Source organism: Corynebacterium sp. HMSC072D12 (assembly GCF_001813925.1).
Taxonomy (GTDB): Bacteria; Actinomycetota; Actinomycetes; order Mycobacteriales; family Mycobacteriaceae; genus Corynebacterium; species Corynebacterium aurimucosum.
In genome coordinates, this window is sequence record NZ_KV814412.1 from 18,267 (window position 1) to 43,315 (window position 25,049).

At 61.9% G+C, this 25,049-nt stretch carries 26 protein-coding genes; 15 read left to right on the forward strand and 11 right to left on the reverse strand.

Annotation, left to right across the window (positions count from 1 at the left end):
- Positions 1-74 precede the first annotated feature (74 nt).
- Complete coding sequence (locus HMPREF2943_RS08570) at positions 75-1,058, forward strand: universal stress protein (RefSeq protein ID WP_070711340.1); 984 nt, start codon at positions 75-77, stop codon at positions 1,056-1,058.
- An 11-nt stretch (positions 1,059-1,069) separates the two neighbouring features.
- Complete coding sequence (locus tag HMPREF2943_RS08575) at positions 1,070-1,552, forward strand: hypothetical protein (protein ID WP_070444698.1); 483 nt, start codon at positions 1,070-1,072, stop codon at positions 1,550-1,552.
- Between the two features lie 6 nt (positions 1,553-1,558).
- Here the strand turns inward: HMPREF2943_RS08575 and HMPREF2943_RS08580 are convergent, their stop codons facing one another.
- Positions 1,559-2,488 (reverse strand): oxygen-dependent tRNA uridine(34) hydroxylase TrhO, encoded by a 930-nt coding sequence (locus HMPREF2943_RS08580; RefSeq protein ID WP_070711341.1) that lies wholly within the window; start codon positions 2,486-2,488, stop codon positions 1,559-1,561.
- 221 nt (positions 2,489-2,709) lie between these two features.
- Positions 2,710-4,206, reverse strand: coding sequence for a DUF1846 domain-containing protein (locus HMPREF2943_RS08585; RefSeq protein WP_070711342.1), 1,497 nt, complete (start codon positions 4,204-4,206; stop codon positions 2,710-2,712).
- A gap of 77 nt (positions 4,207-4,283) precedes the next feature.
- Between HMPREF2943_RS08585 and HMPREF2943_RS08590 the strand changes: the two genes are divergently transcribed.
- Both HMPREF2943_RS08590 and HMPREF2943_RS08595 read left to right on the forward strand, forming a co-directional pair.
- A complete protein-coding gene (locus tag HMPREF2943_RS08590; protein WP_070711343.1) occupies positions 4,284-5,099 on the forward strand; it encodes an Fpg/Nei family DNA glycosylase in 816 nt (271 codons plus the stop codon).
- Positions 5,100-5,109: 10 nt separating this feature from the next.
- The gene (locus HMPREF2943_RS08595; protein WP_070711344.1) at positions 5,110-6,711 is read left to right on the forward strand and encodes an NAD(P)H-hydrate epimerase; all 1,602 of its coding nucleotides are present in this window, start codon (positions 5,110-5,112) and stop codon (positions 6,709-6,711) included.
- Positions 6,712-6,850: 139 nt separating this feature from the next.
- Here HMPREF2943_RS08595 and HMPREF2943_RS08600 read toward each other — a convergent pair whose 3' ends face one another.
- The 3 genes from HMPREF2943_RS08600 to HMPREF2943_RS08610 form a co-directional block, all read right to left on the reverse strand.
- Positions 6,851-7,627, reverse strand: coding sequence for a YwaF family protein (locus tag HMPREF2943_RS08600; RefSeq protein WP_246817298.1), 777 nt, complete (start codon positions 7,625-7,627; stop codon positions 6,851-6,853).
- A 101-nt stretch (positions 7,628-7,728) separates the two neighbouring features.
- The gene (locus tag HMPREF2943_RS08605) at positions 7,729-8,379 is read right to left on the reverse strand and encodes an ABC transporter ATP-binding protein (protein WP_070711345.1); all 651 of its coding nucleotides are present in this window, start codon (positions 8,377-8,379) and stop codon (positions 7,729-7,731) included.
- Positions 8,379-9,374, reverse strand: coding sequence for an ABC transporter permease (locus HMPREF2943_RS08610; protein WP_070644723.1), 996 nt, complete (start codon positions 9,372-9,374; stop codon positions 8,379-8,381). Before HMPREF2943_RS08610 ends, HMPREF2943_RS08605 begins: the two co-directional genes overlap by 1 nt.
- A gap of 115 nt (positions 9,375-9,489) precedes the next feature.
- Between HMPREF2943_RS08610 and HMPREF2943_RS08615 the strand changes: the two genes are divergently transcribed.
- From HMPREF2943_RS08615 to HMPREF2943_RS08625, 3 genes are read left to right on the forward strand one after another with little or no spacing between them, the layout of a single operon-like run.
- Entirely contained in the window at positions 9,490-10,656 is a 1,167-nt protein-coding gene (locus HMPREF2943_RS08615; RefSeq protein WP_070444684.1) for a histidine kinase, read from the forward strand.
- A complete protein-coding gene (locus HMPREF2943_RS08620; protein WP_070644721.1) occupies positions 10,631-11,251 on the forward strand; it encodes a response regulator in 621 nt (206 codons plus the stop codon). Before HMPREF2943_RS08615 ends, HMPREF2943_RS08620 begins: the two co-directional genes overlap by 26 nt.
- Entirely contained in the window at positions 11,252-12,268 is a 1,017-nt protein-coding gene (locus HMPREF2943_RS08625) for an NAD(P)-binding domain-containing protein (protein ID WP_070711346.1), read from the forward strand. It abuts the gene before it with no gap.
- Between the two features lie 3 nt (positions 12,269-12,271).
- Here HMPREF2943_RS08625 and HMPREF2943_RS08630 read toward each other — a convergent pair whose 3' ends face one another.
- Positions 12,272-12,844 carry a VanZ family protein gene (locus tag HMPREF2943_RS08630; RefSeq protein ID WP_070444679.1) on the reverse strand — a complete coding sequence of 191 codons (573 nt, stop codon included), beginning with the start codon at positions 12,842-12,844 and terminating at the stop codon, positions 12,272-12,274.
- Positions 12,845-12,930: 86 nt separating this feature from the next.
- On the opposite strand from HMPREF2943_RS08630, the gene HMPREF2943_RS08635 reads away from it, so the two are divergent.
- A complete protein-coding gene (locus HMPREF2943_RS08635) occupies positions 12,931-13,896 on the forward strand; it encodes an MDR family oxidoreductase (RefSeq protein WP_070444677.1) in 966 nt (321 codons plus the stop codon).
- Positions 13,897-13,942: 46 nt separating this feature from the next.
- Here the strand turns inward: HMPREF2943_RS08635 and metS are convergent, their stop codons facing one another.
- From metS to HMPREF2943_RS08660, 5 genes are all read right to left on the reverse strand, one after another.
- Entirely contained in the window at positions 13,943-14,110 is a 168-nt protein-coding gene (gene metS, locus HMPREF2943_RS08640; protein ID WP_070444675.1) for a methionine/alanine import NSS transporter subunit MetS, read from the reverse strand.
- A gap of 25 nt (positions 14,111-14,135) precedes the next feature.
- On the reverse strand, positions 14,136-15,755 hold the full coding sequence (locus HMPREF2943_RS08645) for a sodium-dependent transporter (RefSeq protein ID WP_070444673.1): 1,620 nt from the start codon (positions 15,753-15,755) through the stop codon (positions 14,136-14,138).
- A 279-nt stretch (positions 15,756-16,034) separates the two neighbouring features.
- A complete protein-coding gene (locus HMPREF2943_RS08650) occupies positions 16,035-17,360 on the reverse strand; it encodes an MFS transporter (RefSeq protein ID WP_070444671.1) in 1,326 nt (441 codons plus the stop codon).
- 108 nt (positions 17,361-17,468) lie between these two features.
- Positions 17,469-18,734 (reverse strand): AMP-binding protein, encoded by a 1,266-nt coding sequence (locus HMPREF2943_RS08655; protein WP_253287237.1) that lies wholly within the window; start codon positions 18,732-18,734, stop codon positions 17,469-17,471.
- A 339-nt stretch (positions 18,735-19,073) separates the two neighbouring features.
- Positions 19,074-19,694: a TetR/AcrR family transcriptional regulator gene (locus HMPREF2943_RS08660; RefSeq protein ID WP_246815718.1), complete on the reverse strand. Its 621-nt coding sequence runs from the start codon at positions 19,692-19,694 to the stop codon at positions 19,074-19,076.
- 110 nt (positions 19,695-19,804) lie between these two features.
- On the opposite strand from HMPREF2943_RS08660, the gene HMPREF2943_RS08665 reads away from it, so the two are divergent.
- The 7 genes from HMPREF2943_RS08665 (at position 19,805) to HMPREF2943_RS08695 (ending at position 25,045) form a co-directional block, all read left to right on the forward strand.
- Entirely contained in the window at positions 19,805-20,263 is a 459-nt protein-coding gene (locus tag HMPREF2943_RS08665; protein WP_070711347.1) for a hotdog fold thioesterase, read from the forward strand.
- Positions 20,264-20,374: 111 nt separating this feature from the next.
- A complete protein-coding gene (paaA, locus tag HMPREF2943_RS08670) occupies positions 20,375-21,361 on the forward strand; it encodes a 1,2-phenylacetyl-CoA epoxidase subunit PaaA (RefSeq protein WP_070444663.1) in 987 nt (328 codons plus the stop codon).
- A 48-nt stretch (positions 21,362-21,409) separates the two neighbouring features.
- Positions 21,410-21,697 (forward strand): 1,2-phenylacetyl-CoA epoxidase subunit PaaB, encoded by a 288-nt coding sequence (paaB, locus tag HMPREF2943_RS08675; protein WP_039672784.1) that lies wholly within the window; start codon positions 21,410-21,412, stop codon positions 21,695-21,697.
- Entirely contained in the window at positions 21,694-22,530 is an 837-nt protein-coding gene (paaC, locus tag HMPREF2943_RS08680) for a 1,2-phenylacetyl-CoA epoxidase subunit PaaC (RefSeq protein WP_070444661.1), read from the forward strand. The genes paaB and paaC overlap by 4 nt, the downstream gene beginning before the upstream one ends.
- A 27-nt stretch (positions 22,531-22,557) precedes the next feature.
- A complete protein-coding gene (paaD, locus tag HMPREF2943_RS08685; protein ID WP_070711348.1) occupies positions 22,558-23,097 on the forward strand; it encodes a 1,2-phenylacetyl-CoA epoxidase subunit PaaD in 540 nt (179 codons plus the stop codon).
- Positions 23,097-24,257, forward strand: a complete 1,161-nt coding sequence (gene paaE, locus HMPREF2943_RS08690) for a 1,2-phenylacetyl-CoA epoxidase subunit PaaE (protein WP_070711349.1) — start codon at positions 23,097-23,099, stop codon at positions 24,255-24,257. Before paaD ends, paaE begins: the two co-directional genes overlap by 1 nt.
- An 11-nt stretch (positions 24,258-24,268) precedes the next feature.
- Positions 24,269-25,045, forward strand: a complete 777-nt coding sequence (locus HMPREF2943_RS08695; RefSeq protein ID WP_070711350.1) for an enoyl-CoA hydratase/isomerase family protein — start codon at positions 24,269-24,271, stop codon at positions 25,043-25,045.
- Positions 25,046-25,049: the final 4 nt, after the last annotated feature.

Sequence of the window (25,049 nt, forward strand, 5' to 3'; positions counted from 1 at the left end):
TGCCGGTAGAGCGGATTTTATTTTCCGGCATGAAGGGTCGATAATGAAGAAAACGACCCCGAACTTTTTATTGAATGGCTAAGAATTCTTCACACCCTGCGGAAGGGCCATGCTCCCCGGACGACCAGCTCCCTCCGCTCCGCGTCCTCGTGTCGTGGAGTCCTAGCTCCACCGGCACGGAGGCCATCGAGTTTGCCGCGTGGCTCGCACGTTCCACCTCCGTTCGGATTCGCGTGGTTTCAACCATTTCGCAGCCCCTCACCGTGACGTCGCTCAGCAAGCTCAGCGGTTCCTACAAGAAGTGGTTCAAGAAGGAACGCGCGACCTGCGAACGCGCTGTCAAGCAGGCCTTGAACGAAGCCGGGGTGGACAAGGAGCAGCTCGATAAGAATGTCTCCGTTCTCTTGGCAGGGCCCTCTCGCCCCCAGCTCTTGGAACAGGCGGCTAAGGACTTCAAGGCGAGCGTCATCCTCCTTGGAGCCAATCAATCCGCGCCGAAGGGCCGTTTCTTCTCGGGCTCTACCGCTGATGCGCTTCTGCATTATGCGCCACTGCCCGTGGGTTTGATTCCCCGCGGCATCAAATTGTCCAAGCACGGCGTCACCCGCATCAATTTCGCCTTTACCGACTTGGGCAATGCCGACGACCCCGCCCTGCTGCATGCCGCATGCATTGCGCAGCGCGGCGGAATCCCCCTGCGTATCCTGGCGTTTTCCGCCAAGGGGCTGGTCGACGTCCCCCTCGAATATTCTCCGACCTTTCCCCCCGATGCACCGAATTGGCGTGAGCACTCGCTCTCACTGTTGGACCGCGCCCACGATCTCATCGCGGAGACCTACCCGGAGGTATCGGTCACGACGGCCATCGGCAGTGGCCATGGCTGGTCCGGCGCGGTGGATTCACTGAAGTGGAAGAAGGGCGACCTGCTCTGCTTGGGTTCCGCTCCCATGGGGCCCATCGAACGCGTCTTCATTGGCAGCACCGCCACCGAGTTGCTTCCCCACTTGGGCGTTCCAGTACTGGTCTGTCCCAGTACCTACGATAAAGAAGCACGTTAGACTGACAAACCATGGCAGCCGAGCACCCCGAAAACGATCTCACGTCCGACGCGGACTATACGAACCTGCCTCGCCCAGAGCCCCGCAGCTTTGACGAGCTTGCCGACGAACCCGATCCCCTCACCGTCGCCGAGGCCAACCGCCGTTCCTCGCGCCAAGCGCTGTGGTTTATGATTTTCATCCTCGTCGGTTCGGCGCTCTATGCGCTTCTCCTCGCGGGCCTCTTCAAGGTCGCCGGGACCACAACCAATTGCCTCCAGGCCGAATACGCCGCTTGGCTCTGCACGAGGACCCAGCGCACCGTGTTCGCCACGACGACGCTAATCATCCCGTTCATTGGCATGATCGGCTGCGCAGTCATCATGGTGCGCAAGCTCAAAGCCTACGTGCGCTGGCGCGGCTGGATGGCCATCTTCTGGGTCATGGCCGGCAACTTCATGATCTGGTGCATCAACGATATCCAGATCCTGCTGGCCCCGGTGCTCGAAAACTAGCGGAAACTAGGCCTGCGCCTGGGCAGCAGCCGCCTCGGCGCAGTCGGGCCGCCCACAGTGCTGTGTCTCCACGTGCTGGATGCAGTCATCGCAGATGAGCACCTGCTTGCGGCACGTGTCCTCATTAATACAGTTATGGAAGGTATTCGTCCCCTTCCCACAATGCACGCAGTGGCCGAGCTGAATAAAGCCCGGATCCTCTAAGCCCTGGCCAAACTCGTGATGCATGCGCTTGTCAAAGACGTACATCGAGCCTTCCCACAGGCCATCGTTGCCGTACTTCTCGCCATAGCGGACGATGCCGCCGTCAATTTGATAAACCTCGTTAAAGCCTCGGTTCTTCATTAAGGCGGAGAGGATCTCGCAACGAATGCCACCCGTGCAGTAGGAAACCACGGGCTTATCCTTCATCCAGTCATATTTGCCGGATTCAAGTTCAGCAATGAAGTCGTGGGTCGTGCGCACGTCCGGCACCACGGCATTCTTGAATTTGCCGATTTCCGCCTCCATGGCGTTGCGCCCGTCGAAGAAGACGACCTCCTCGCCGCGCTCCTCCACCAGCTTGTTGACCTCTTCGGGCTTGAGGTGGACACCACCACCGATGACGCCGTTTTCATCCACTTTGAGCTCGCCCGGCGCGCCGAAGGCCACGATTTCATCGCGGACCTTGACCGAGAGGCGCGGAAAGTCTTCCGCGCTACCCTCGGACCACTTGAACTCCATCTTCTTAAATCCCGGGTACTCACGGGTTTCGCGCACATAGCGCTTGCACGCATCCATGTCCCCGCCCACGGTGCCGTTAATACCGTGCTCCGAGATGAGGATGCGGCCCTTGAGCCCGAGCTTCTCGCACAGGGATCGCTGCCACAGCATGATCGCGGTGGGGTCCTCGATGGGAGTAAAGCAGTAGTAGAGGAGAATCTTGCCAATAGTCACGCCCGCAAGTCTAGGCCTGCTAGTGGCAAGATCCCCAATCTTTTGGGCCCAGCACTACAACCGCTTTTAAGCCAAAGCCCCAGACCTCGATCCCGAAACTCCCAGGTGGGCAGGTGGGCGTCGGCAAGCGCTTGGCGACGCCCACCTGCAGGTTGCGGGTTTTAGGTCTGGGGAAATGCCTTACGTGGTGGCGCTTTCAGTCAACGTCCGGCGAGTGGGATTTAACGCTTCTGGTACAGCGCGCTCTTGCGGGCAAAGACCGGATCGGAGGTCACCAGGACGCCCAGGTTGCGGAAGATGCCCTCATCCACCGAACCCAAGATGGTGGTGGTGTGAACATCGCAGCCTTGAAGCTCCTTCAGTGCATCGAGCGCGCGGCGGGCATTCTCGTCCTTCGCCGCCGATACCGACAAGGCAATGAGCACCTCGTCGGTGTGCAGGCGCGGGTTCTGTGAACCCAGATGCTTGGTCTTCAGCGTCTGGATCGGCTCGATGGATTCCGGCGAGAGCAGGTGCAGGTCATCGTCGATGCCCGCCAGGTGCTTGAGCGCATTGAGCAAGGTGGCCGCCGAGCAGCCCAGAAGTGGGGAGGTGCGGCCGGTGATGATGGTGCCGTCGTGAAGCTGCAGCGCGGACGCCGGGCCGTCGGTCTCCTCCGCCTTCTGACGCGCCGGGAGCACCACCGGGCGGTCGGTGGACTTGATGCCGGCCTTCGCCATGACTACGGCCGCGCGCTCAGACTGCGTGGTGTCGAGGCCGTTGCGGGCTTCCTCCACCAAAGTCTTGAAGTAGCGGCGGATGATCTCCTGCTGGGAGGCTTCGCGGCAGACTTCGTCATCGGTGATGCAAAAGCCCACCATGTTCACACCCATGTCCGTCGGGGACTGGTAGGGCACGGTGCCGGTCAGTCGCTCCAGCAGGGACTTGAGCAGCGGGAAAGCCTCGACATCACGGTTGTAGTTCACCGTGGATTCGCCGTGCGCGGAGAGGTGGAAGTGGTCAATGACGTTGGCGTCGTTGAGATCCACCGTCGCGGCCTCGTACGCAAGGTTCACCGGGTGATCGAGTGGCAGATTCCAGATGGGGAAGGTCTCGAACTTGGCGTAGCCCGCTGGCACACCGCGCAGATTTTCGTGGTAGACCTGCGACAACGCGGTGGCCAGCTTGCCGGAGCCAGGCCCCGGCGCGGTGACCACGACGAGGTCCCTAGAGGTTTCCACGTAGTCGTTCTTGCCCAGGCCATCCTCGGAGACGATGAGGTCGATGTTGGCGGGATAACCCGGGATGATGCGGTGACGCGCCACGGTCAGTCCCAGGCGCTCGAGGCGCTCGATGAAAGCCTCCGCCTGGCTATTGCCGTCCTCGAGCTGGGTCATGACAATGTTATTGACCAGGAAGCCGCGGTCCCGGAAGACGTCGACAAGCCGCAGCACATCATCTTCGTAGAGGATCCCCAGGTCACCGCGCATCTTCTGGCGCTCGATGTCCTTGGCGTTGATGCAGACGAGGATTTCTACGTCATCCTTGATGCGCTCGAGCATCGCAATCTTGTTATCCGGGGTGAAACCGGGCAGCACGCGGGAGGCGTGCATGTCATCGAAAAGCTTGCCGCCCATCTCAAGGTAGAGCTTCCCGCCGATTTCTTTGCGCCGAGCGTTAATATGCTCCGACTGCAGTTCAATATATTTTTCACGATCAAAACCGAGCGCGCGCCCCATAGTATTTAGGCCCTTCCGTTCAACGGGTAGTACCCGAAAAGTCTACAGCAGCATAGCCCCCGCGTAGACTTCCTGACATGCCTGAGGGACACGTTATTCACCGCCTTGCCCGCACACTCAATGCGGATTTCCGTAACAAGCCGCTAGCCGTGAGCAGCCCCCAAGGCCGGTTCGCTGCGGAGGCCGCGCTTGTCAGCGCCTCACCCCTCTTACTCGCCGAAGCCTTTGGCAAGCATCTCTTTCTCCACTTCGATGCGGATAACCCGCGCCACGTTATCTATATCCATTTAGGCCTCATTGGCTCCCTGCGCTTTGAGCCTTCTGCCGATGTCTGGGGGCAGATCCGTCTGCGCATTGATAACGGAACAACAGCCGCGAACCTGCGCGGCCCGCAGTTCTGCACGCTCATCACGGAGGAGGAGTACCAGGCCAAGGTGGCGAAGGTGGGCCAGGATCCACTCCGGAAGGACGCCGACCCTGATGCCTTGTGGTCCCGGGTCCATGCCTCGAAACGCAGCATCGGTGCACAGCTCATGGACCAAGGTCTCTTTGCTGGCGTGGGCAATATCTACCGCGCAGAAGCCCTTTTCCGCCAAGGGCTCTCCCCCTTCATCCCGGGCAACCAGCTCGACCGCGCGGAGTTCGATGCCATCTGGTCTGACCTGGTCGATCTCATGGACTACGGCGTGGAGCACGGCCGCATCGACACGGTTCGCCCCGCGCACACACCGGAGGCCATGGGCCGCGAGCCGCGCAAGGATGACCACGGCGGCGAGGTCTACGTCTACCGCCGCGCCGGGCTGCCGTGCCATGTGTGCGGCACCGAGATCCGGGAGCAGGTCATGCAGGGCCGCAACCTCTTTTGGTGCCCCACCTGCCAACCCGCGCGCTAGGGTGTGGGTTATGCGCCCCGCTTATACCGTTGCCACTGTCCGTGCCGCTGAGAAGCACCTGTTAGAACAGCAATCTCATGAGGATCAGCTCATGAAGCTGGCCGCCGCGGCGGTGGCAGACGCTGCTTCAGTGATGCTGGAGGCACGCCCCGGTGCGGTGCTCGTTCTCGCTGGTTCCGGCGGCAACGGCGGGGACGGGCTCTTTGCCGGGGCGGAGCTGGCTTCGCGCGGTGTCACGGTCCATGCTCTGGTTCCGGAACGCTGCCGCGAGGAGGCCCTCGCTGCGTTCCGTGCCGCCGGTGGCACGGTACTTCCTTCCGACGCGCTGCCTAACGGCAGCGCGCCCTCAGACAGCTCACTGGTAATCGATGCCATCGCTGGCCTCGGCTCCGCCCGGGGCTTAAGCGGCACCGCGCTCTCGCTTTACCGCGAAGCCACCGCTGCCGGGGCTGCAGTCTTAGCCGTCGACATGCCCACCGGCGTCGACGCCGACACGGGAGTGTGTGCTGCGGATGCCGTTAACGCCGATGTCACCGTCACCTTCGGCTCGCCGCGTCTCGGCCACGCGTTGGCCGCCGAATGCGGGCAGGTTGTGGTCTCTGATCTCTTCTTACCCGGCGCGTCCTCCTTCGCTGAGACCCTCGCCGAACTGGATAAACCCGCCGGCTTCATCGCGCACGAACCTTCCGTGCCGACGGCCTTTGCGTGGCAATCGGGCGAACTCGATCTTCCTGGCGGGCGCGCTTCCCGCCCCTGGCCGGTTGGCTGCACCGGCCCCATCGTTGATCCCACACCAGGCGCGCGCTCGGATAAGTATTCCGGGGGCGTCGTTGCTCTGGCTGCCGGCAGCGATACCTATCCGGGTGCTGGGATCCTCTGCGCCACCGCAGCGGTGCGTGCCACCCCCTCGATGGTGCGCTTCATCGGCGATAACTCGATTACTTCCCTTCTCCCCGAGCTGGTCTGCCATCCCGATGTGGCCTCCGCCGGACAGGCCCAAGCCTGGGTCGTGGGCCCCGGCCGCGGTACCGATGCAGCGGCGGCCACCGAACTGCGAAAGGTACTGGCGCAGGGACTTCCCACCATCCTCGACGCCGACGCCCTCACGCTGCTGGCGCGCAACACCTCCTTGCGCCAGAAAGTCACCGAACACCCGCTGACCATCCTCACCCCGCATGAAGGCGAGTTCCGCCGCCTCTACGAGGCCGCTTTCGGCTCTGCTCCCGATGCGGCCACCGGCTGGAGCCGCGCCCTCCACGAGCTAGCCGAGGAACTGAACAGCATCATCCTGCTCAAAGGCCGACTGACCCGCGTTACCGCGCCGGGCCAGCCTTTGTATTCCTTCAACGCCGGTCACTCCTTTGCCGCGACCCCCGGCTCTGGGGACGTGCTCTCCGGGATCCTCGGCGCTGTCATCGCCCAGCTTTCCGCCACCGCTTCCTCCCCGTCCCCCACCGAAATCATCACCGAAGTTCTCCACGCCGGCGCCATCCACGCCCACGCAGCGGCCATCGCGGCCGAGACCCCCGAGGGCTTCGCGCCCTGTTCTGCCTCCCAGATCGCCGCGGCCATCCCGCAGGCCATCGCGCGGCTCCTCAACGCCGAGCGCTAGCTCCGCCGCTGAGTACGTTTCGATCAAATAGCACCCCAAAAATACGATCTGGGGTCTTATTTGATCGATCCGTGCCTGGCCGCCGCCGTCTTGGTACGTTTTCGCAACGAAGCCCTAGAATTTTGCGATTTCCGGGCCACTATCTACGAAAACGTACCGTGGCCCGGCGCAGGATCCCGGACGCAGTACCGACGGACTTGCGCATGAGCCCGCGCGGGCCGACCGCCACCGTGCCGCGGCGCAGCGAGGTGCTTTCCCACGGCCACGTCATCCCCGCCCATGCTGCCGCGACGGCAAGGGTCTCCACCACGATGTAACCGGGCCATGGGCCGAATAGGTTGATGATGGAGGGACTGCCCGGCGCGTGGTTAAGGAAACCATAGTTGCCGTCGGTCTTTGCATTGACCGCCATGGCCAGTGCCATCCACACGGGCGTGACCTTGACGGCGAAGCGGTAACCCTTCCAGGTGGGGCGGTAACCAAGACCAAAGGTTAGTGCCAGGGGCGCGGCAAGTGCCACGATGTGGAAAAACCAGTAGGTGGCAAACCGCAGCCAGCGCGGGGAAAAGTAGTAGATGACATCCGGGGTGATGATGGCCTGCGGGTTGAGGATGATGCCCCAGAAGTAGGTCAAGGTCAGGGCATGCTCGTTGCCAGTAATGAGGCCCAGCGCCAGGATCGGACGCAGCACGTCACACAGGTGCAAAGGCAAAGACTCACGGATATCGAATTGCTTCGGGTCTAAGGAGATGATCGTCCACGCAATACCCGCCACCAGCAAGGCCCAGCCCACCATCCGGCGGATGAAGGTCTCGCGGGAGGTTCCCTTGATCCTGCGGGCGGCAACAATAAAGACCCCGCAGGCCACCACGGTAATGCTCAACATGAGCGCATGCAGCGCAGTCCACTGCTGCATGCGCGGGTAGTCAGTTGGGCTTACTCGGGGCTTGCGGGGTCGTATCATAACGGGGTATTAATTTACCCCTTTGTATGAACATGTGAGAGATGAGGAGGTTCCTAGGCTGCTAGCTCGGAGTATTCGGAGAGTTTTCCGTCCTTGACTTCGACCACAGTGTCGGCATAGTCGAGCAAGCTGCGGTCGTGGGTAATAAACAGGGTTGCGGTATCGAAGTCTTCGGTAACACCGCGCAGGAGCTTGGCAATGTCGCGCGAAAGCTTGGAATCGAGGGCGGAGGTCGGCTCGTCTGCCAGCAAGACGGAAGGCTGGCCCATGAGCGCGCGCGCAATATTGACGCGCTGGCGCTGGCCGCCAGAAAGCTGGTTCATGCGGCGGTTGCCAAAGCCCTCCAAGCCCACGAAGCTGAGCAGCTCATCGGCACGATCCTGGCGCGGCTTGCGGCCCTCCATGTGGTCAATGATGAGCAGCTGTTCGCGCGCGGTAAGGGCGGCTAGCAGGTTGGCCTGCTGGAAGATGAGCCCGCGGGAGCCAGTTCGCTCCACGGTGCCGGAGTCCGGCTCAATGAGGCCGGCGGCTACGGAAAGCAGGGTCGACTTGCCGGACCCAGACTCACCGATGACGGCGGTGAGCTCGCCCGGCTTGACGTCGAGGCTGACATTATCCAGCGCTGTGACGCGGGACTCACCATCCGGGTAGGTCACCACGACATCGCGAAGGGACAGTGCAGGGGCAGAAGCAGTGGTAGTCATTAGGCGTTGCCTCCTAGGGCGTCAAGCGGATTGATTTTGGATACGCGGCGGGTGGCAAGAAAGGCACCGGCAATGCCGAGCAGCCAGATACCGAGTGCGGGGACGATGACGGTCATGGCGGAGACCTCGAAGGGCACAGCGCCCTGGGCGGCAAGGCCCAGCAGCCAGCCGACGAGCGCGCCGACCCCCACGCCAATCGCCAGGATGATGGCGGCCTGCGCGATGGCATCCTTGAGCAGGTACTTCACGCTGGCGCCAAGGGCACGCAGGATGGACAGGTCACGGGTGCGCTGGATGGTCCAGATGCTCAGGAAAGCGATAGTGACCAGCGCGGAAATACCGTAGAGGAAGGCTTGCATGGTCAGCAGCGAACCGCGCTCCGAACTATAAGCCGGAAGACCGGACAGGGCCTTGCCCATAGACACGGAGGTGTCGGTCGGCTCCGGGGACAGCACGGCTACGCCCACCATGTCCTCAGGAGAATGGGAGACCTGCTGCCAGGTTTCGGTAGAGACCCACACCACCGGGGAGTGGGAGTAGTACTCATCCTCAACCACCGCGGTGACGTCCAAATCCACACCGCCGAGGGTGCCCCGGGAGGGCGCGTTCATCTCTTCATCGATGGATTGGCTCAAGACCATGCCTTCCTCCGGAATCACGGTGCTGGAGCCAGGAATCTGGGTACCTTCGGGCAGGCCGAAGACCGCCACGCCGCCGTGGCCCTCCAGCTTGGTCTGCGAAGTACCCAGCGGAATACCAGAGGCAGGCACATCCTCGGCAAAGATCTCCGACTCGGTGAAGGAGGGATCTTCCGTCGAAAAGGTCACGTTCGGAGTCTGCTCCCCGAGTGCCTCAAGGGCGGAAGTATTCTGCTTGGACAGGCCTTGGGTCAGGCCGGACAACATAACGAGCAACAACGTAATTAGAGCCACGACGCCGCCGATCAGGAAGAACCGACCGCGGGCGGTGACTATCTCTCTTAATGCCAGGAACATACTATTAATCCTGCGTGTGCGTGCGCTGAAAGTAATCGGGTAGCCAGTTGAACCTCCACTCAACCAGTTGGTTGATTCGCCCTCGACCAGCCAGCGGATAAGCTGGACTGCCGTGATGATGAGCAACAAACTGTGGACCGTGGGACTGCACACCATGTTCGGTTTTCTCCTCGTGTTTGGAGTGCTGCGCGCATGGGCCGATGGCCGTCTCGACGCCCGCGCCCTCGGCCTCTCCATCGCACTCGCAGTGGTCTACACGGGGTTTGCCATCTTCGGCTCTCGCACCATCACCCGCCCCGTCCCCACCACGCTGTGGCTCGCCGCCCTGTGCCTGCTGTGGATCGGGCTTATGGTGCACGCCCAAGACTTCATGTGGCTCGAGTTCCCGCTGGTCTTCGTCTTTATCCATGCGCTTCCCTTCTGGCCAGGAATCGTCGCCAGCGTGGTGCTGTGGGCCGTCGCCGCCTTCGTCCCCGCGTGGATCCACCCGCAATTCTGGACCGCGGCCGCGGCCATCGGGCCGTTCATTGGCACCTGTTTCGCCGTGGCCGTCTACCACGCCGCCCGCCGGGTTCAGGCGGAGGCGGCGCACCACGCGGCCGTCGCCAAGCAGCTGCGTGAGACCCAGGAGGAGCTGGCGGCCAGCGAGCACCAAGCCGGGCGCCTTGAGGAACGGGAGCGGCTCTCCCGCGAAATCCACGACACCGTGGCACAGGGGCTGTCCTCCATCGTCCTGCTCAGCCGCGCCGCCAAGAACACATCCGCGCAACAGGACGTGACCGAGCAGCTCGCACTCATTGAAAAGGTGGCCCAGGATAATCTGGCCGAGGCCCGGCGCTTCGTCAAAGAGCTCGCAGCCCCTGCCTCCTCCCTCGACGCGGAACTGCGCTCCCTCGTGGATGAGCTCCAAGCCCAAGCTAAGGGCCTGGGGCTGCGCACCCGCTTCGGGCTCAAGCTCACCGGCAGCGCCGACGTCCCCACCGAGTTTTCCCACGTCATCTTGCGCGCCGCGCGGGAAGGGCTGACCAACGTCATGAAACACGCCGATGCCGACAAGGCCGTGGTCACCCTCGGCTCTTTCGAGGATGGAATCATCCTCGATGTGGTCGACGACGGCCGCGGCATCGAAGGGCCACGTGGCTTCGGGCTGACCGGCCTGGAGCAGCGTGTTCGCAGCGTCGGCGGCAGCGTCCAGGTAGAATCTTCACCCGCCGGCACCGCGCTCGCGGTGCGAATCCCAACAGGAAGCAGCAGCAATGGTCAACGTGATGCTCATCGATGATCACCCCGTGGTCCGCGCCGGGCTGCGCGCGATTCTTAACGCCTTCCCCGACATCGAGGTGGTGTTGGAAGGCTCCGACGGCTCGACCGTCGAGCAGCTGACGGATGCTGATGTTCCCCACATCGATGTGGTTGTCTGCGATATTCAGATGCCAGACGTCGATGGCATCGCCGCCACCCGGCGCGTGCGCGAGCTCGATGGGCCACCGGTGCTCATCCTGACCACCTATGACACACAGGCGGATATCCTGGCCGCCGTGGAGGCGGGCGCATTGGGCTACCTGCTCAAGGACGCCCCCGAAGAAACGCTGCACACCGCGGTCCTCGACACAGCTGCGGGAAAGCGGACCTTGGCACCTGAGGTCACCAACCTTCTGGCGGAGCGCTTGGCGCAGCCGGAGACCGCGCTGTCCGCGCGTGAACTGGAGATCCTGCAGGCGCTGTCAACGGGAGATTCCAACAAGCAGATTGCCCAACGGCTCTTCATCTCCGAGGCCACGGTCAAGACCCACTTGATTCACGTCTATCAAAAGCTGGGCGTAGAAACCCGCACGGCGGCCGTCTCCGCTGCCCGCGAACGGAAGCTCATCCAATAAATGCATACGTACGATTGCATCGTCGTGGGTGGCGGCCAATCCGGCCTGGCCACCGGCTATTACCTGCGCCGTCAGAAGCTCGATTTCCTCATCCTCGATGCCAACTCCTCCCCCGGCGGGGCCTGGCAGCACGTGTGGGATTCACTCACGCTCTTTAGCGATGCCCAATCCTCCACGCTGCCCGGCTGGCCCATGCCTTCTTACCCGGGTTTCCCGCCGGCTTCCCATGTGGTGGACTACCTCACCCGCTATGAGCAGCGCTATGACCTGCCGGTCCGGCACGGGGTGGCGGTGGAGCGCGTGCTTGACGACGACCCCCGCTTCCGCCTGCTTACCACTCACGGTGAATTCCGTTCCCGCACCGTCGTGGCCGCGACGGGCACGTGGTCCGCGCCGTTCATCCCCTTCTACCCCGGTGAATTTGCTGGCCGCCAATGGCACACGGCGACCTACCCCGGCCCTGCGCCGTTTCTCCCCGGAACGCAGCCAGAAACCCAGCGCGTCGCCGTCGTGGGCGCAGGCAACTCGGGTGCCCAAATCGCCGCCGAGCTTGCCTTGGAAGGCGTGGACACCACGTGGTTTACCACGCATCCGCCGCGGTGGATGCCGGATGACGTGGATGGCCGCGTGCTCTTTAGCCGCAACCGGCAGCGTATGCTCGCCTTAGCAAAGGGGGAGCCCGATCCCGGATCGGAGTCGGAGCTCGGCGATATCGTCATGGTTCCGCCCGTCCTCAAGGCCCGGGATAGCGGGCTGTTGGGCACTACCCCGATGTTCGATTCCCTCGATGAACTCACCGAGCAGGGCTTCAGCGACCTCATCTGGGCCACCGGCTTCCGCCCAGCGCTACGCCCGTTCCCTGGGCTGTTGGCAGAAGGAAAGCCCACGGTGGAAGGTTTCTTCCCCGTGGGCTATGGCTCGTGGACTGGTCCGGGCTCGGCCACGATTACTGGTGTGTCACCCTATGCGCGGCAGGTAGCAGGGGACGTCGCCAAGCTCGTTCGCTCTACCCACTAGGCGCTACAACGCCACCATGGCGAGGAGCACCACCGCTGCCAGCGCAAGGAGAAAACCTAGGCGGCGCAGGATCTTCATCTGTTCTTCGCGCCCCATACGCGCCATGAGTGCGGCGCCGAAAACAGAGCCCACGGTGTTGTAGAGAAGGTCATCGACATCGCTAAAGCCCAGGGCAAAGATGTACTGGGCGCTTTCAATGCAGAGGCTGACTACGAGGCCGATCAGCATCGCCCCGCCCAGGCCCCAGCGAATCCTGGCACGGTCGCGCCCGGCCACGTAGATCGCCGCGCCCAGCGGCATGAAAAGAGCGATGTTTCCTATCAGATCGGTCCACGCGCCGTACCACACGGAGGCGTTCTCAAAACCACCAAAGAGCTGTGTATTAACCTGGCGTACCGCATGTGCGGAACCATCCACCACGCCGGGGATATCCATAAAGGGTTTGCCCACCGTCGCCAACATCACGACCACCAAGGACAGGGCCGTGACCAGGAAGGAATCACGACGCAGGTGCGGATATGAATCCGGCGCGGGCCGCAGCCTATTGCGCGGGTGTTGAGCTTCTATCCCAGTCATGCGCTTCACCCTAACTATGTTCTCTGGAAGCCAGCTGAAGCAAAAGCCAGAAAACGCTGCTTCACATCCTCTGTACGATAGTGCCCATGAGCACACTCATTGTCACCCGCGCGGATTCCGGAGTAACCCATTCCTTCCAAGAACAGCCCCTGCTCGGGGAAGGCGACACGGTCGTGGATGTGCAGTTTTCTTCCCTCAATTACAAGGACGCCATGGCCTTGGAGGGCGATAAAGGGGTCATGCGCATCAATCCCCTCGTCCCCGGCATCGATGTCGTGGGCACTGTGTCGGAGACTTCTGATTCTCGCCTGGACCCCGGCCAGCTTGTCGTCTCCTGCGGCGATGGCTTGGGCGAATTCCGCCATGGCGGCTACACCACCCGCCAGCGCGTCAACGCTGAAGCCACCATCCCCGTGCCCCAACGCTTCAGCGCTCACGATGCCGCCGCCATCGGCACGGCCGGATACACCGCCGCTATCTGCGTGAACCAGCTGCGCACGCACGGCACCACGCAGGGCCATGTCTTGGTGACCGGCGCCACCGGAGGCGTGGGCTCCATCGCGGTCCAGCTGCTCAAGTCTTCCGGCTACGAGGTCACCGCCGTCACCGGCCGCGTGGAATCCCAGTCGGACTACCTCACCTCACTCGGCGCGGATCACGTGCTCGACCGCGCAGCGCTGTCTGAGACCGGCCGTCCGCTGCAGAAGGCGCTGTACGACGGCGCCATTGACACCGCCGGCTCCACCGTCCTAGCGAATGTGCTGGCGCAGGTGCGTTGGGGTGGTGTGGTTGCGGCCACCGGCATGGCAGCCGGCCCGGACCTTCCCGCTTCGGTGCTGCCGTTCATTTTGCGCGGCATCGTGCTGGCCGGCGGCAATTCGGTCGACGCGCCCCGCGAGGTGCGCGAGGAGGCCTGGCAGCTTCTCGACGAACACCTCGACCTCGACATGCTGAACTCTATTACCGAAACGGTTCCGCTGGCTGATGTTGCCACCGCCGCTCAAGAGCTCCGCGCGGGCTCCCGACATGGGCGCACGGTGGTCGAGATATAGGCTGGGACAGATTTAAGCTGGGCAGCGGTGTGCCGCCCGCTCCCTTTTAGTGGTGTACGCGGTGCGACAGGGATTCGTCGTCAGTGCCGGGGGTATCACCCAGCTCGCCCGTGGTGTTATCGTCGCTGCGGGCCAGCCAGATGGAAGACACCACCAGTCCGCCCCAGATGACGACGACGAAGAGAATGAAGAGCAGGATTGCGCTTGTAGTCATTGTCGTTCTCCTTTCTTAATAGCCGTTACTTGTCGTCCGTGATCGGTGCGGCAGGCTTACCCGTGGCAAGCGGGTTCGGTGTGCCGGCCGGGCGGCCGCCCACAGGAACGCCGTAGTCCGAGGTCTCCATTCCGTCCAGGTACTTGTTGCCGCGGAAGGCCACCAGCGGCATGACGAAGCTGGCGAGCAGGATGACGCCCAGCGCTGCCCAGCCGAAGAGCCCAATCTGGGTGGAGGAGTAGCCCTCATAGCCCTCGCGGGCAATCGTGATGATCTCGTTGACCAAGAAGTAGACGAGCAGCAGCGGGGTGGCGATGAAGGTCAGGAACTGCCAGAAGCCACCGACCTTGAAGTGCGAGACGGCGTTGAGGTGCTGCTGGATCTCGCGGCGGCGACCGGTGACCCAGCCGACGACCACTAGGGCACAGATGGCGCCGAAGACGATGCCCAGGTTGTTGGTGAACTTATCCATGATGTCCAGGGTGACCAGGCCCGAGGAGGTGGAGAACAGGAAGCAGGACACGACCGCCATGGTGCCGCCAACGGTGATGGCAGAAACGCGGCGAGAGACGTTGAACTTATCTGCCACAGCAGAGACGACGACCTCCATGATAGAAATCAACGAGGTCACACCAGCCAGGAAGAGGGAGCCGAAGAAGAGGACACCAAACAGTCCGCCGAGCGGCATGAGGTTGATGATCGTCGGGAAAGCGATGAAGGCCAGGCCGATACCGGAGGACACCACCTCATCCACGGCCACGCCCTGCTGGGCAGCCATGTAGCCCAGGGTGGCGAAAACGCCGATGCCGGCGAGAACCTCGAAGGAGGAGTTTGCAAAGGCGGTAACCAGACCCGTATTGGTGAGGTTGGTGCGCGGCTTGAGGTAGGAGGCGTAGGTGATCATGATGCCGAAACCAATGGACAGGGAGAAGAAAATCTGCCCATAGGCGGCGATCCACACCGATGGGTTGCTCAGCACGGACCAATCCGGAGTGAAGAAGGCGTTGAGACCCTCGGCGGCGCCGTCGAGGAAGAAGGCGCGGATCACCAGAATGATGAACATGACGGCCAGGACCGGCAGGAAAATGGAGGTCAGCTTACCGATGCCCTTGTTGATGCTCGTGGCCAACGTGGCTATGCAGACGATCCACACGAGGATCATGACGCCGAGAATGGCGGGGACGACGTGGCCCGAGTAGGTTGCCTCCGGGTTTGCTTGGAGGAAGTCGCTCATAAAGTACGTTGATGGATCCTCGCCCCACGCCTGGTTCACAGACTTGATGGTGTAGAGCGCCGCCCAGGCAATGATGGCGGCGTAGTAGATGGCGATGAAGAAGTTCACGCCGACCTTGAACCAGCCGATTCCCTCCCAGCGGCTGCTGATACGGCGAAATGCCAGCGGTGCAGAACCGCGGAAGCGGTGACCAATGGCCAAGTCGAACCACAGGATGGGAATACCGGCGGTGAGCAAGGCAACCATGTACGGGATGAGGAAGGCGCCGCCACCGTTGTCATAGGCAACGTAGGGGAAGCGCCAGATATTACCTAGGCCGACGGCGGATCCGATGGCGGCCATGAGGAAGACAAAGCGCGTATTAAAAGTATCGCGTGTCGAGCGAGTCTTATGCGGGGTTGATGTGGTCATGAGAGAACTTTCTTCTTGAGCAAATATCGCGCACGGCGAGACCCTAGGAATTGTTTATACGGGCCGCGTACGACGAGTATTAGCGAGAAGCATAGCCTAACTGCCAACCTATAGGTACCGTTTTGAATACTTATTTCTAGTTCTTTATCCCTTCCGAAACCCCATGGCTAGGACCTCAAAACCACTACTACCCCTCAACGCCTAGCACCTGTCCGCAACGATGAATCCGGAAGGAGGCTGAGCGATGAAGGGTAAAGGGCAGAAAAGGATGTGACGCGACTAGACGTGCAGATCGCGGTTCTGAATCCCCTTGGGAACGGCGAGCACACCAATAAGGGAGACGATAGAAATCACAATGCCATAAGCAGCGATGGCCATGGAAGTCTCGAACTTGGAGTAGAGCATCTCCGCAATCATTGGGGCGAAGGCGCCACCGATAATGGAACCGAAGGCATAGCCGATGGACACGCCCGACAGGCGCACTTTAACCGGGAACATCTCCGCGTACATCGCCGATTGCGGGCCGTAGCTCGCACCCAAGATGACGCCCAGCAGGAACACAGCTGCACCGAAAAGCATGACGTTGCCCGAATCTACCGCCAAGAACACCGGGGTGATGTACAACGCCAAGACAACGTAGCCGCCAATAAACGTCGTGCGGCGCCCAACCTTGTCGGAGAAGTGGCCAAAGTACAGCGTTCCAATGAACCAGCCTATCGACGCAACCAAGGCTACCGCGAGGGCCTGAGGGCGTGTATAACCCACCACCTTCGTGCCATAAGCGGTGAAGTAGGCGATGACGAAGTAACCAATAGCGTTGTTGGCGGCAAAGATGAGCGCACACTTAATGACGGTTCCCAGGTGCCCCTTGAACAGGACCGCGAGCGGTGCGGTGGACTTTTCCTTCAGCTCCTCCATTTCCGCGAAGGCCGGGGACTCTTCCACCGCCCGGCGGATCAGGTAGCCCAGAAGAATGAGCACGACGGAGGACAGGAACGGGATACGCCAGCCCCATGCAAGGAACTGCTCCGGGGTGAGGACGGCGGAGAGCACCAGCATAAAGATGGTGGCTAGGAACATGCCGAGGGGCACTCCTACCTGTGGGAAAGCACCAAACAGTCCGCGCTTGCCCTGCGGGGCGTGCTCAACGGCCAACATCGCCGCACCACCCCATTCGCCGCCGGCGGAAAGGCCCTGGAGGATACGTAAGAGCACCAGCAGGATAGGCGCTGCCATGCCAATGGAGGCGTAGGTGGGCAGCACACCCATCAGCATGGTGGCCAGGCCCATGCCGACCAACGTGACGACGAGGACCGGCTTGCGCCCGAGCCTGTCACCCAAGTGACCGGCCAGGATGGCGCCGAGGGGGCGGAAGAGGAAGGAGATACCCAGTGACGCCCAGGAAATGATCTGCGCGAGCGAAGCGCTTTCATTGGAGACCGGATCGAAGTACTGGGTGGCAAAGATCAGGCCGGCGGCCTGGGCATAGATGAAGAAGTCGAACCACTCAATGGTGGTGCCGACCATCGATCCGGCGAGCACGCGCTTGTGCTCTGTGGTAATTCCCGGCCCTTGGGCAGGCTGTTGGGTGACTGGTGCAGACATAGTGGAAGTCTTTTCTCTATGGGTGCAGAAGCACGGCGGATACAGTTAAAGCCAGTGAACTAAGGAGACAAATAGTGAGCTGGGCACGCCCGAAAAACCGAGAGCGGTCTATTGATCGCGGTTGTCGACGATCCTCTTGGCCTTGCCCTCACCGCAATCAACGTGGTCAGTAATCTCGACGCCAACGCTGATGCCGATGCGCTCCTTAATCTGTTTCTTCAACCACTGGGCAGAAGCGTCGATCTGATCGGGGGTCGCGTCCGAGGAGTGCTCAACCACTAGGGTGAGGTGGTCCATGCGGCCGCGCTTGCTCAGCACGCACTGGTAGCGCGGACGAAGCAGACGGTCCTCGGTGATGATCTCCTCGAACTGCGACGGGAAGCAGTTCACGCCGCGCAGGATGATCATGTCATCGTTACGGGCGGAGATGCGGTCGATGCGGCGCATCGACCGCGCGGTGCCTGGGAGCAGGCGGGTGATGTCATGGGTGCGGTAGCGGATGATCGGGAAGGCTTCCTTGGTCAGGGAGGAGATAACCAGCTCACCGTACTCACCGTCCGGAACCGGCTGCATGGTCTCCGGATCGATGATCTCTGGGTAGAAGTGGTCCTCCCAGACGGTCAGGCCATCCTTGGTCTCCACGCATTCTTGGGCCACACCCGGACCCATCACCTCGGAGAGACCGTAGATATCGGTGGCCGTAATACCAAAGCCTTCCTCTAGCTCGCGGCGCATACCCTCACTCCAGGGCTCGGCGCCAAAGACACCAGCGCGCAGGGAGGATTCGCGCGGGTCCAGGCCTTCCTTGCGCATACGGTCAAGAAGGTTGAGCACGTAAGACGGCGTACCCAGAATCGCGTCCGGCTGGAAGTCCTGCATGATCTGGATCTGGCGTTCCGTTTGGCCACCGGAGGTCGGGATTGCAGTAGCACCCAAGGCCTCCACGCCATAGTGGGCACCCAGGCCGCCCGTAAAGAGTCCATAGCCGAACGTAATCTGAACCTTATCGCTCTTGCGCAGGCCACCAGCCCGCAGCGAACGGGCTACCAGCTCGGCCCAAATACGAACATCATTTTCGGTGTATCCCACGACGGTCGGGCGACCGGTGGTGCCGGAAGAAGCGTGGATGCGGGAAATTTGGTTCTGTCCTACGGCAAACATCCCAAAGGGGTACTCCGCACGGAGAGTTTCCTTGTCAGTAAATGGAAACAGCGCAAAGTCCGAAAGCTCCTTGAAGTCATCCGGATGAACGCCCTTCTCATCAAATGCACGGCGGTAGTGGGGAACGTTGTAGTACGCGTGGCGCAATTCATTCTTCGCGCGTGCGGTCTGCAGCGCGATAATTTCATCGCGAGAGGCGTACTCAATGCCCATCTGGGGGCCATGGTGGTCAGAGAAAATGTCAAACGTTGCGGTCACGTCATTTGCCTTTCATTTCGAGGAGAGGGAAATTCCACACCCCTCAAGCTCCATCGAAAGTGCTGCAAGAAGTTGGTTAGCTGGGACAACGCACAACATGTGCGAAACTTACTTACCGTTCGGTTGGGTAAGTCTTGTGACGTACACTACAGACCATCGCGGTGATAAACAACACATTTAGGCCAAGTTTTTGAACTGCGACACATCTCCGCAGGCCACGGCGGTTTCGCAAGCAAACGAAGCCCCCACCCCCGAATTGAGCAATAACGCCCCGAGCAAAACACCCGTTCGGGGCTACTGCAGCGCCTGTGGTGCTAGACCACCAAAGATCACGCTCTCAAACGTGCTGGCCAGTTCTTCGGCATCAATTCGCCCCTCTGGTTCGTACCAATCGGACGTCGAGTTGATCATTCCGAAAATCATGCGGGTCAACAGCGGAGCCTCAATGTCGGAGCGGATAGCCCCCTCCTCCTGAGCAGCCTCCACCAGCGGAACCACGGAACGCGTCAGCGTACGGCGGCGCTCCAACGCACTCCGCTCCACCTCGGAGTTTCCACGCAAACGGAGCAAGAGCGCGACAGACTTCGGGTCGGAGCACAGCACCTCAATCGAGCCACGCAATAGCCCGCGGACCCTCTCCCCCGCCGACACATCGGCCGCGGCCATCTCTTCCGCGACCGCCTCCAAACGGCTGAGCGCCTGCACTACCGTCAGTTCCAAGATCTCTTCTTTCGACGAGATGTGGTGATACAGCGCAGACTTGGAAATCCCCAATTCGCTCGCCACGTTATCCATCGACGTGGCGTCGTAGCCGCGGGCAGTAAAAGCACGAACGGCTGCACGAATGACATCTTCACGGGAATAACCGGGGCGGCCACGGGCCGCGCCCTGGACAGCGGATTTCTCATTCTTCACGCAGTCCATTCAAGCAGAGAGCCCCGAGCACCGTTAGACTAGTGAGCCACCACACCCCTTTTCGCTCCCTCGGCAGCACTGCGGAAGACCCTTCCCAAGGAGGATTTCCCATGAGCACCGAGCACCCCATCCTCGCCCCCGGCGTCGCCGAAGGCCCCGAGTTCACCCACGTACGCGCCATGTTCGATGACGACCGCGCCACCGCGGAAATTGGTGCGAAAATTACCGCGCTGGACCTCGGCAGGTGTGAAGGCCACTTCACCATCCGCCCTGAAATGTGCAATGGGCACGGTACGGCACAAGGCGGCTATTTGTACATGTTCGCCGATTCCATCTTCGCCGGCACCTGCAATTCCGGTGGCGACTTGGCCGTTGCCGCGCACAACTCAATCCACTACATCGCCCCCGCCTTCGAAGGTGACGTCGTTGACGGGGTTGGGGTGACCCGCCAAGCCTGGGGCCGCAATGGCGTCGTCGACGTCACCCTCAGCATTAAGGGCAAGCCCATTGCCGAGTTCCGCGGCACGTTCCGCGTCTTGCCCACCAAGCCCGAGAATCGCACAAAGTAGGGCGCAGCTCACAAACGTGGTTGACATAGCTCACACATGGCCCATATACTGACCAACCAGTCAGTAAGTATCACCCAGCCGACACTGAGTAGAGAGGGAACGATTCCTCCCATGACCCCATCAGAAAAAACACTCACCGCCGTTCCGGCCGCGGATGAAGCACAAGCACAGCAGCGCTTCGACGAGCTCATCGCCGAAGACTCCCGCATCGAGCCCACCGACTGGATGCCGGCTGCTTACCGCAAGACTTTGACGCGGCAGATTTCCCAACACGCGCACTCCGAAATTATCGGCATGCAGCCGGAGGCCAACTGGATCAGCCGCGCGCCTTCACTCAAGCGCAAGGCCATCCTCATGGCCAAGGTGCAGGATGAGGCCGGTCACGGTCTTTACCTCTACTCCGCTGCGGAGACCTTGGGTACCTCGCGCGACGAGCTGGTACAGCAGCTGCTCGACGGCACCGCCAAGTACTCCTCGATCTTCAACTACCCGGCGCGCACGTGGGCCGACATCGGAGCCATCGGCTGGTTGGTGGATGGTGCTGCCATCTGCAACCAAGTGCCGCTCTGCCGCGCCTCTTATGCTCCCTACGGCCGAGCCATGGTGCGCATCTGTAAGGAAGAGTCCTTCCACCAGCGTCAAGGCTGGGAGATCCTCTACGAGCTGTCCCACGGATCCCCCGAGCAGAAGCAGATGGCTCAGGAAGCCATCAACCGTTTCTACGGCCCGGCACTGCAGATGTTCGGCCCGCCGGATGATGACTCACCCAACTCCAAGCAGTCCATGGCATGGAACATCAAGCGCTTCTCCAACGATGAGCTGCGCCAGCGCTTCGTGGACATGATCGTTCCACAGGCCGAGGCCCTTGGCCTGCACTTCGAGGACCCAGACCTGAAGTGGAACGAGGAGCGCGGCCACTATGACTTTGGTGAGCTTGACTGGTCCGAGTTCAAGGCCGTCATTAAGGGCGAGGGTCCCTGCAACGTGCAGAGGATGCAGCGTCGCCGCCAAGCGCATGCCGATGGCGCCTGGGTCCGTGAGGCTGCCGCAGCCTACGCCGAGAAGCACCACTCGGCTGATAGCTCGCTCATTGCTTAACGCCTAAGCACACTGCCCAACCAGTTTCGAGACCTTAAGGAAGATTCCATGTCTAGCTCTAACTGGCCCATGTGGGAGGTCTTCGTACGTTCCTCCCGCGGCCTTTCTCACGTCCACGCCGGCTCGCTCCACGCACCGGATGCCACGATGGCCCTGCGCAACGCCCGTGACCTCTACACCCGCCGCAACGAAGGCACCTCCGTCTGGGTCGTACCCAGCGAGGCCATTGCCTCTTCCGACCCTGATTCCAAGGGCGGATTCTTCGAGTCCCCGCAAGGTAAGAGCTACCGCCACGCCACGTACTACGACAAGTCGGAAGGAGTGCCGCACCTGTGACCGGATTTGCAGCCGCCGATTCTGCGACCAAGCAATCGCAGGGCAACGGCATCACCGCAGAAGACATCGCCGCCTCCGGCGCAGTCGCACCCGAGGACACGGCGCGCTATGCGCTCACGTTGGGCGATGACGCCCTCATCCTGGCCCAGCGCCTGGGCTGGTGGATTTCGCGGGCACCAGAGATGGAGGAGGATATCGCCCTAGGCAATATCGCTCTCGATCTCATTGGACATGCCCGCTTCCTCCTCACCTATGCCGGCACCGCATGGGGCAAGACCGAGGATGACTTGGCCTACTTCCGCAATGAGGAGGAGTTCCGCTCCGCCCGCCTTGTCGAGCAGGAGAATGGCGACTTCGGCTACACCATCGCCCGCCAGCTGCTCTTTTCCTATTACCAATACGGGCTCTACACGGCTTTGCTGGAGTCGAAAGATGAAACCATTGCGGCTATCGCAGCCAAGGCCATCAAGGAAGTCGAGTACCACGTCGACCACGCCAACCAATGGGTTCTGCGCCTAGGCCTCGGCACCGAGGAGTCTCACCGCCGTATCACGGAGGGCCTGATGTACATGTGGCCCTACCTTGACGAGCTCTTCGAGGATCTCCCGCTCCACGAGAAGCTGGCGGCAGAAGGCATCGCCGTCTTGCCGTCGAGCCTGCGCGAGCAGTTCGATGAGCGCATCGCCTACGTCTTAGACAAGGCAGGTCTGGCTATCCCGGAGGTCAAGCAAGCCCGCTCCGGGCAGCGCACCGGGCGCTTTTCCGAGCACCGCGGTTTCATCCTCGCGGAGATGCAGTCCTTGGCGCGCCAACACCCCGGCGCGACCTGGTAGAGAAAAGGAAAGGACCAAGGTTTCATCGTGTCCATCACAGATAAGTCCCACCCGCTGCGCCCCACGCAGCCTGACGACGCCCACGTGTGGGACGTCGCCGCCGAGGTGCCCGATCCGGAAATCCCCGTTATTTCCATCGCTGACCTTGGTATTCTCCGAGATGCACGCCTGGAAGGCGATACTGCGGTGGTCACGATTACCCCAACCTATTCCGGCTGCCCCGCCATGGAGCACATCACGACGGACATCACCACAGCGCTGACCGACGCCGGCTACGCCAAGGTGCGTGTCGACCTCGTTCTCCACCCGGCGTGGACCACCGATTGGATGACGGAGACCGGCCGGCAAAACCTCAAGGACTACGGCATTGCCCCGCCCAGCGGTACAACCCGGGCCACGCCGGAAGGTCCTATCCCGCTCACGCTCGAACCGCCGCCGGCCATCGAATGCCCCCACTGTGGCTCCCGCCGCACACGTAAGCTTGCCCAATTCGGTTCCACCTCCTGCAAAGCTCTCTATAACTGCCAGGACTGCTTGGAACCCTTCGACTACTTCAAGGTGCACTAATGACCACGACCCCGTCTGCCCCCGCAAAGAAGAAGGCCACGTTCAACACCCTGACCGTGTCCGAGGTGCGCGCCCTGACTTCAGACTCCGTGGAGGTTTCCTTCGCTATTCCTCCGGAGCTCCAGGACGACTATGACTACATCCCCGGCCAGTACGTTGCGCTGCGGGCAACTATCGACGGCCAAGAAGTCCGCCGCTCCTATTCCATCTGCGATGTGCCTCGCGACGGCGTGCTGCGCGTCGCCATCAAGCGCGACCGCGGTGGCGTGTTCTCCACGTGGGCCAACGACACTCTGCAGCCCGGCGACACCATGGATGTCATGAATCCGCAGGGCGCATTCACCTCGAAGACCCACCTGACCGGTCTGAACAATCCTGAGGCTGTCCGCGAGGAGCTGGAGAAGCTCGAGAATCCGCACCTCGTGGCCATCGCTGCGGGATCCGGCATCACGCCGATCATGGCGATTGCGCAGACGGTGCTCCACAGCTCCCCCGACACCACTTTTGAGCTCATCTTCGCCAACAAAGGCGGCGGTGACGTCATGTTCGCCGAAGAGATCGGTGACCTCAAGGACAAGTTCCCCACGCGTTTTGCCGTGCACCACGTCCTCTCCCGCGAGCAGCGCGTCAATCCGCTATTCTCCGGGCGCATCGACGCTGAAAAACTTCAGACCCTGCTGGATAACGTGGTGCGCACCGACAACGTCGACGAGTGGTTCCTCTGCGGACCCTTCGACTTGGTGCAGCTGGTACGCGATGAGCTGGCCAGCCGTGATGTCGGTGAGAAGGATGTGCGCTACGAGCTGTTCACCACCGGCAAGCCCTCCGGAGACCAGAACCAGGCTGGGCGCCACGTCGAGGTGGATCCGGAAGGCGATAACGTCAGCATTAATTTCCAGCTCGATGGCCTCTCCGGCTCCGTTGAGTCCCCGGTCTCTGCCAACGAATCCCTGCTCAACGCCGCCCTGCGCGTGCGCTCCGACGTCCCCTTCGCCTGCGCCGGCGGCGTGTGCGGCACCTGCCGCGCCAAGCTGGTGGAGGGTGAGGTCGACATGGCGGAGAACTACGCCTTAGAGGCCGACGAGGTCGAGGCCGGCTACATCCTGACCTGCCAGTCGCGCCCCACCACCCCGAACATCGTCCTCGACTTCGACGCCTAGGAGAAACACACATGATCGACCTGCACCACGACGCCGAAGCCGGAGTCGTCGAACTCGTACTCAACAACCCGAAGGCCCTGAACTCCCTCGCGGAGGAGGACCTTGCCGAGCTCTCCCGCACCCTCGATGAAGCCGCAGAGCTTAGGCCCCGCGCGCTCATCCTGCGCGGTGAGGGCAAAGGCTTTTGCGCGGGCCGTAACATCAAGGGGCTCAACCCGCGTGAAGACGATGCCACTGCCTACCTCGCGGACGTTGTCACTCCCGTGCTCAAGAAGATCGACAACTTTCCTGCCCCCACCTTCGCCGCCGTGCACGGCCCCTGCCTGGGTGTCGGCCTCGGTCTCGCTTTGGCCTGTGACGTCGTCTACGTCGCCGAAGACGCCAAGTTCGGCTCCCCGTTTGCCAACCTGGGCGCCACTCTCGATTCAGGTGGGCACTCCCTCTTCGTCGAGCGCCTAGGAACGCACCGCGCGATGGACCTCATCATCACTGGTGACCTCATCTCCGGCGCGGAGGCAGTGCGCGCGGGGCTCTTCTCCCGCGCAGTACCTGCGGAGGAGCTGCTGGAGTTTACCCAGGGCGTCGCCCAGCGCGCAGCCCACGGCGCCACCCAAGCTTTCCTCACCAGCCGCACCCTGGTCCAGGACATCCGCGATAACGGCACCGGACTGTGGTCCAGCGTCGATGCCGAGAACATCGCTCAGGGAAAGCTCTGCGATACCGAGGACTACTACGAAGGCTTCGCCGCTTTCAACGAGAAGCGCCCGCCGGTCTTCCACGGCCGCTAAAACC

What these genes read in the sequence shown, in the direction of transcription:
- HMPREF2943_RS08570 (WP_070711340.1), top strand. Translation starts at nt 75, where the DNA reads ATGGCTAAGAATTCTTCACACCCTGCGGAAGGGCCATGCTCCCCGGAC.
- HMPREF2943_RS08575 (WP_070444698.1), top strand. Translation starts at nt 1,070, where the DNA reads ATGGCAGCCGAGCACCCCGAAAACGATCTCACGTCCGACGCGGACTAT.
- HMPREF2943_RS08585 (WP_070711342.1), bottom strand. Translation starts at nt 4,206, where the DNA reads ATGGGGCGCGCGCTCGGTTTTGATCGTGAAAAATATATTGAACTGCAG.
- HMPREF2943_RS08590 (WP_070711343.1), top strand. Translation starts at nt 4,284, where the DNA reads ATGCCTGAGGGACACGTTATTCACCGCCTTGCCCGCACACTCAATGCG.
- HMPREF2943_RS08595 (WP_070711344.1), top strand. Translation starts at nt 5,110, where the DNA reads ATGCGCCCCGCTTATACCGTTGCCACTGTCCGTGCCGCTGAGAAGCAC.
- HMPREF2943_RS08600 (WP_246817298.1), bottom strand. Translation starts at nt 7,627, where the DNA reads ATGCAGCAGTGGACTGCGCTGCATGCGCTCATGTTGAGCATTACCGTG.
- HMPREF2943_RS08605 (WP_070711345.1), bottom strand. Translation starts at nt 8,379, where the DNA reads ATGACTACCACTGCTTCTGCCCCTGCACTGTCCCTTCGCGATGTCGTG.
- HMPREF2943_RS08610 (WP_070644723.1), bottom strand. Translation starts at nt 9,374, where the DNA reads ATGTTCCTGGCATTAAGAGAGATAGTCACCGCCCGCGGTCGGTTCTTC.
- HMPREF2943_RS08615 (WP_070444684.1), top strand. Translation starts at nt 9,490, where the DNA reads ATGATGAGCAACAAACTGTGGACCGTGGGACTGCACACCATGTTCGGT.
- HMPREF2943_RS08620 (WP_070644721.1), top strand. Translation starts at nt 10,631, where the DNA reads ATGGTCAACGTGATGCTCATCGATGATCACCCCGTGGTCCGCGCCGGG.
- HMPREF2943_RS08625 (WP_070711346.1), top strand. Translation starts at nt 11,252, where the DNA reads ATGCATACGTACGATTGCATCGTCGTGGGTGGCGGCCAATCCGGCCTG.
- HMPREF2943_RS08630 (WP_070444679.1), bottom strand. Translation starts at nt 12,844, where the DNA reads ATGACTGGGATAGAAGCTCAACACCCGCGCAATAGGCTGCGGCCCGCG.
- HMPREF2943_RS08635 (WP_070444677.1), top strand. Translation starts at nt 12,931, where the DNA reads ATGAGCACACTCATTGTCACCCGCGCGGATTCCGGAGTAACCCATTCC.
- metS (WP_070444675.1), bottom strand. Translation starts at nt 14,110, where the DNA reads ATGACTACAAGCGCAATCCTGCTCTTCATTCTCTTCGTCGTCGTCATC.
- HMPREF2943_RS08645 (WP_070444673.1), bottom strand. Translation starts at nt 15,755, where the DNA reads ATGACCACATCAACCCCGCATAAGACTCGCTCGACACGCGATACTTTT.
- HMPREF2943_RS08650 (WP_070444671.1), bottom strand. Translation starts at nt 17,360, where the DNA reads ATGTCTGCACCAGTCACCCAACAGCCTGCCCAAGGGCCGGGAATTACC.
- HMPREF2943_RS08655 (WP_253287237.1), bottom strand. Translation starts at nt 18,734, where the DNA reads ATGGGCATTGAGTACGCCTCTCGCGATGAAATTATCGCGCTGCAGACC.
- HMPREF2943_RS08665 (WP_070711347.1), top strand. Translation starts at nt 19,805, where the DNA reads ATGAGCACCGAGCACCCCATCCTCGCCCCCGGCGTCGCCGAAGGCCCC.
- paaA (WP_070444663.1), top strand. Translation starts at nt 20,375, where the DNA reads ATGACCCCATCAGAAAAAACACTCACCGCCGTTCCGGCCGCGGATGAA.
- paaB (WP_039672784.1), top strand. Translation starts at nt 21,410, where the DNA reads ATGTCTAGCTCTAACTGGCCCATGTGGGAGGTCTTCGTACGTTCCTCC.
- paaE (WP_070711349.1), top strand. Translation starts at nt 23,097, where the DNA reads ATGACCACGACCCCGTCTGCCCCCGCAAAGAAGAAGGCCACGTTCAAC.
- HMPREF2943_RS08695 (WP_070711350.1), top strand. Translation starts at nt 24,269, where the DNA reads ATGATCGACCTGCACCACGACGCCGAAGCCGGAGTCGTCGAACTCGTA.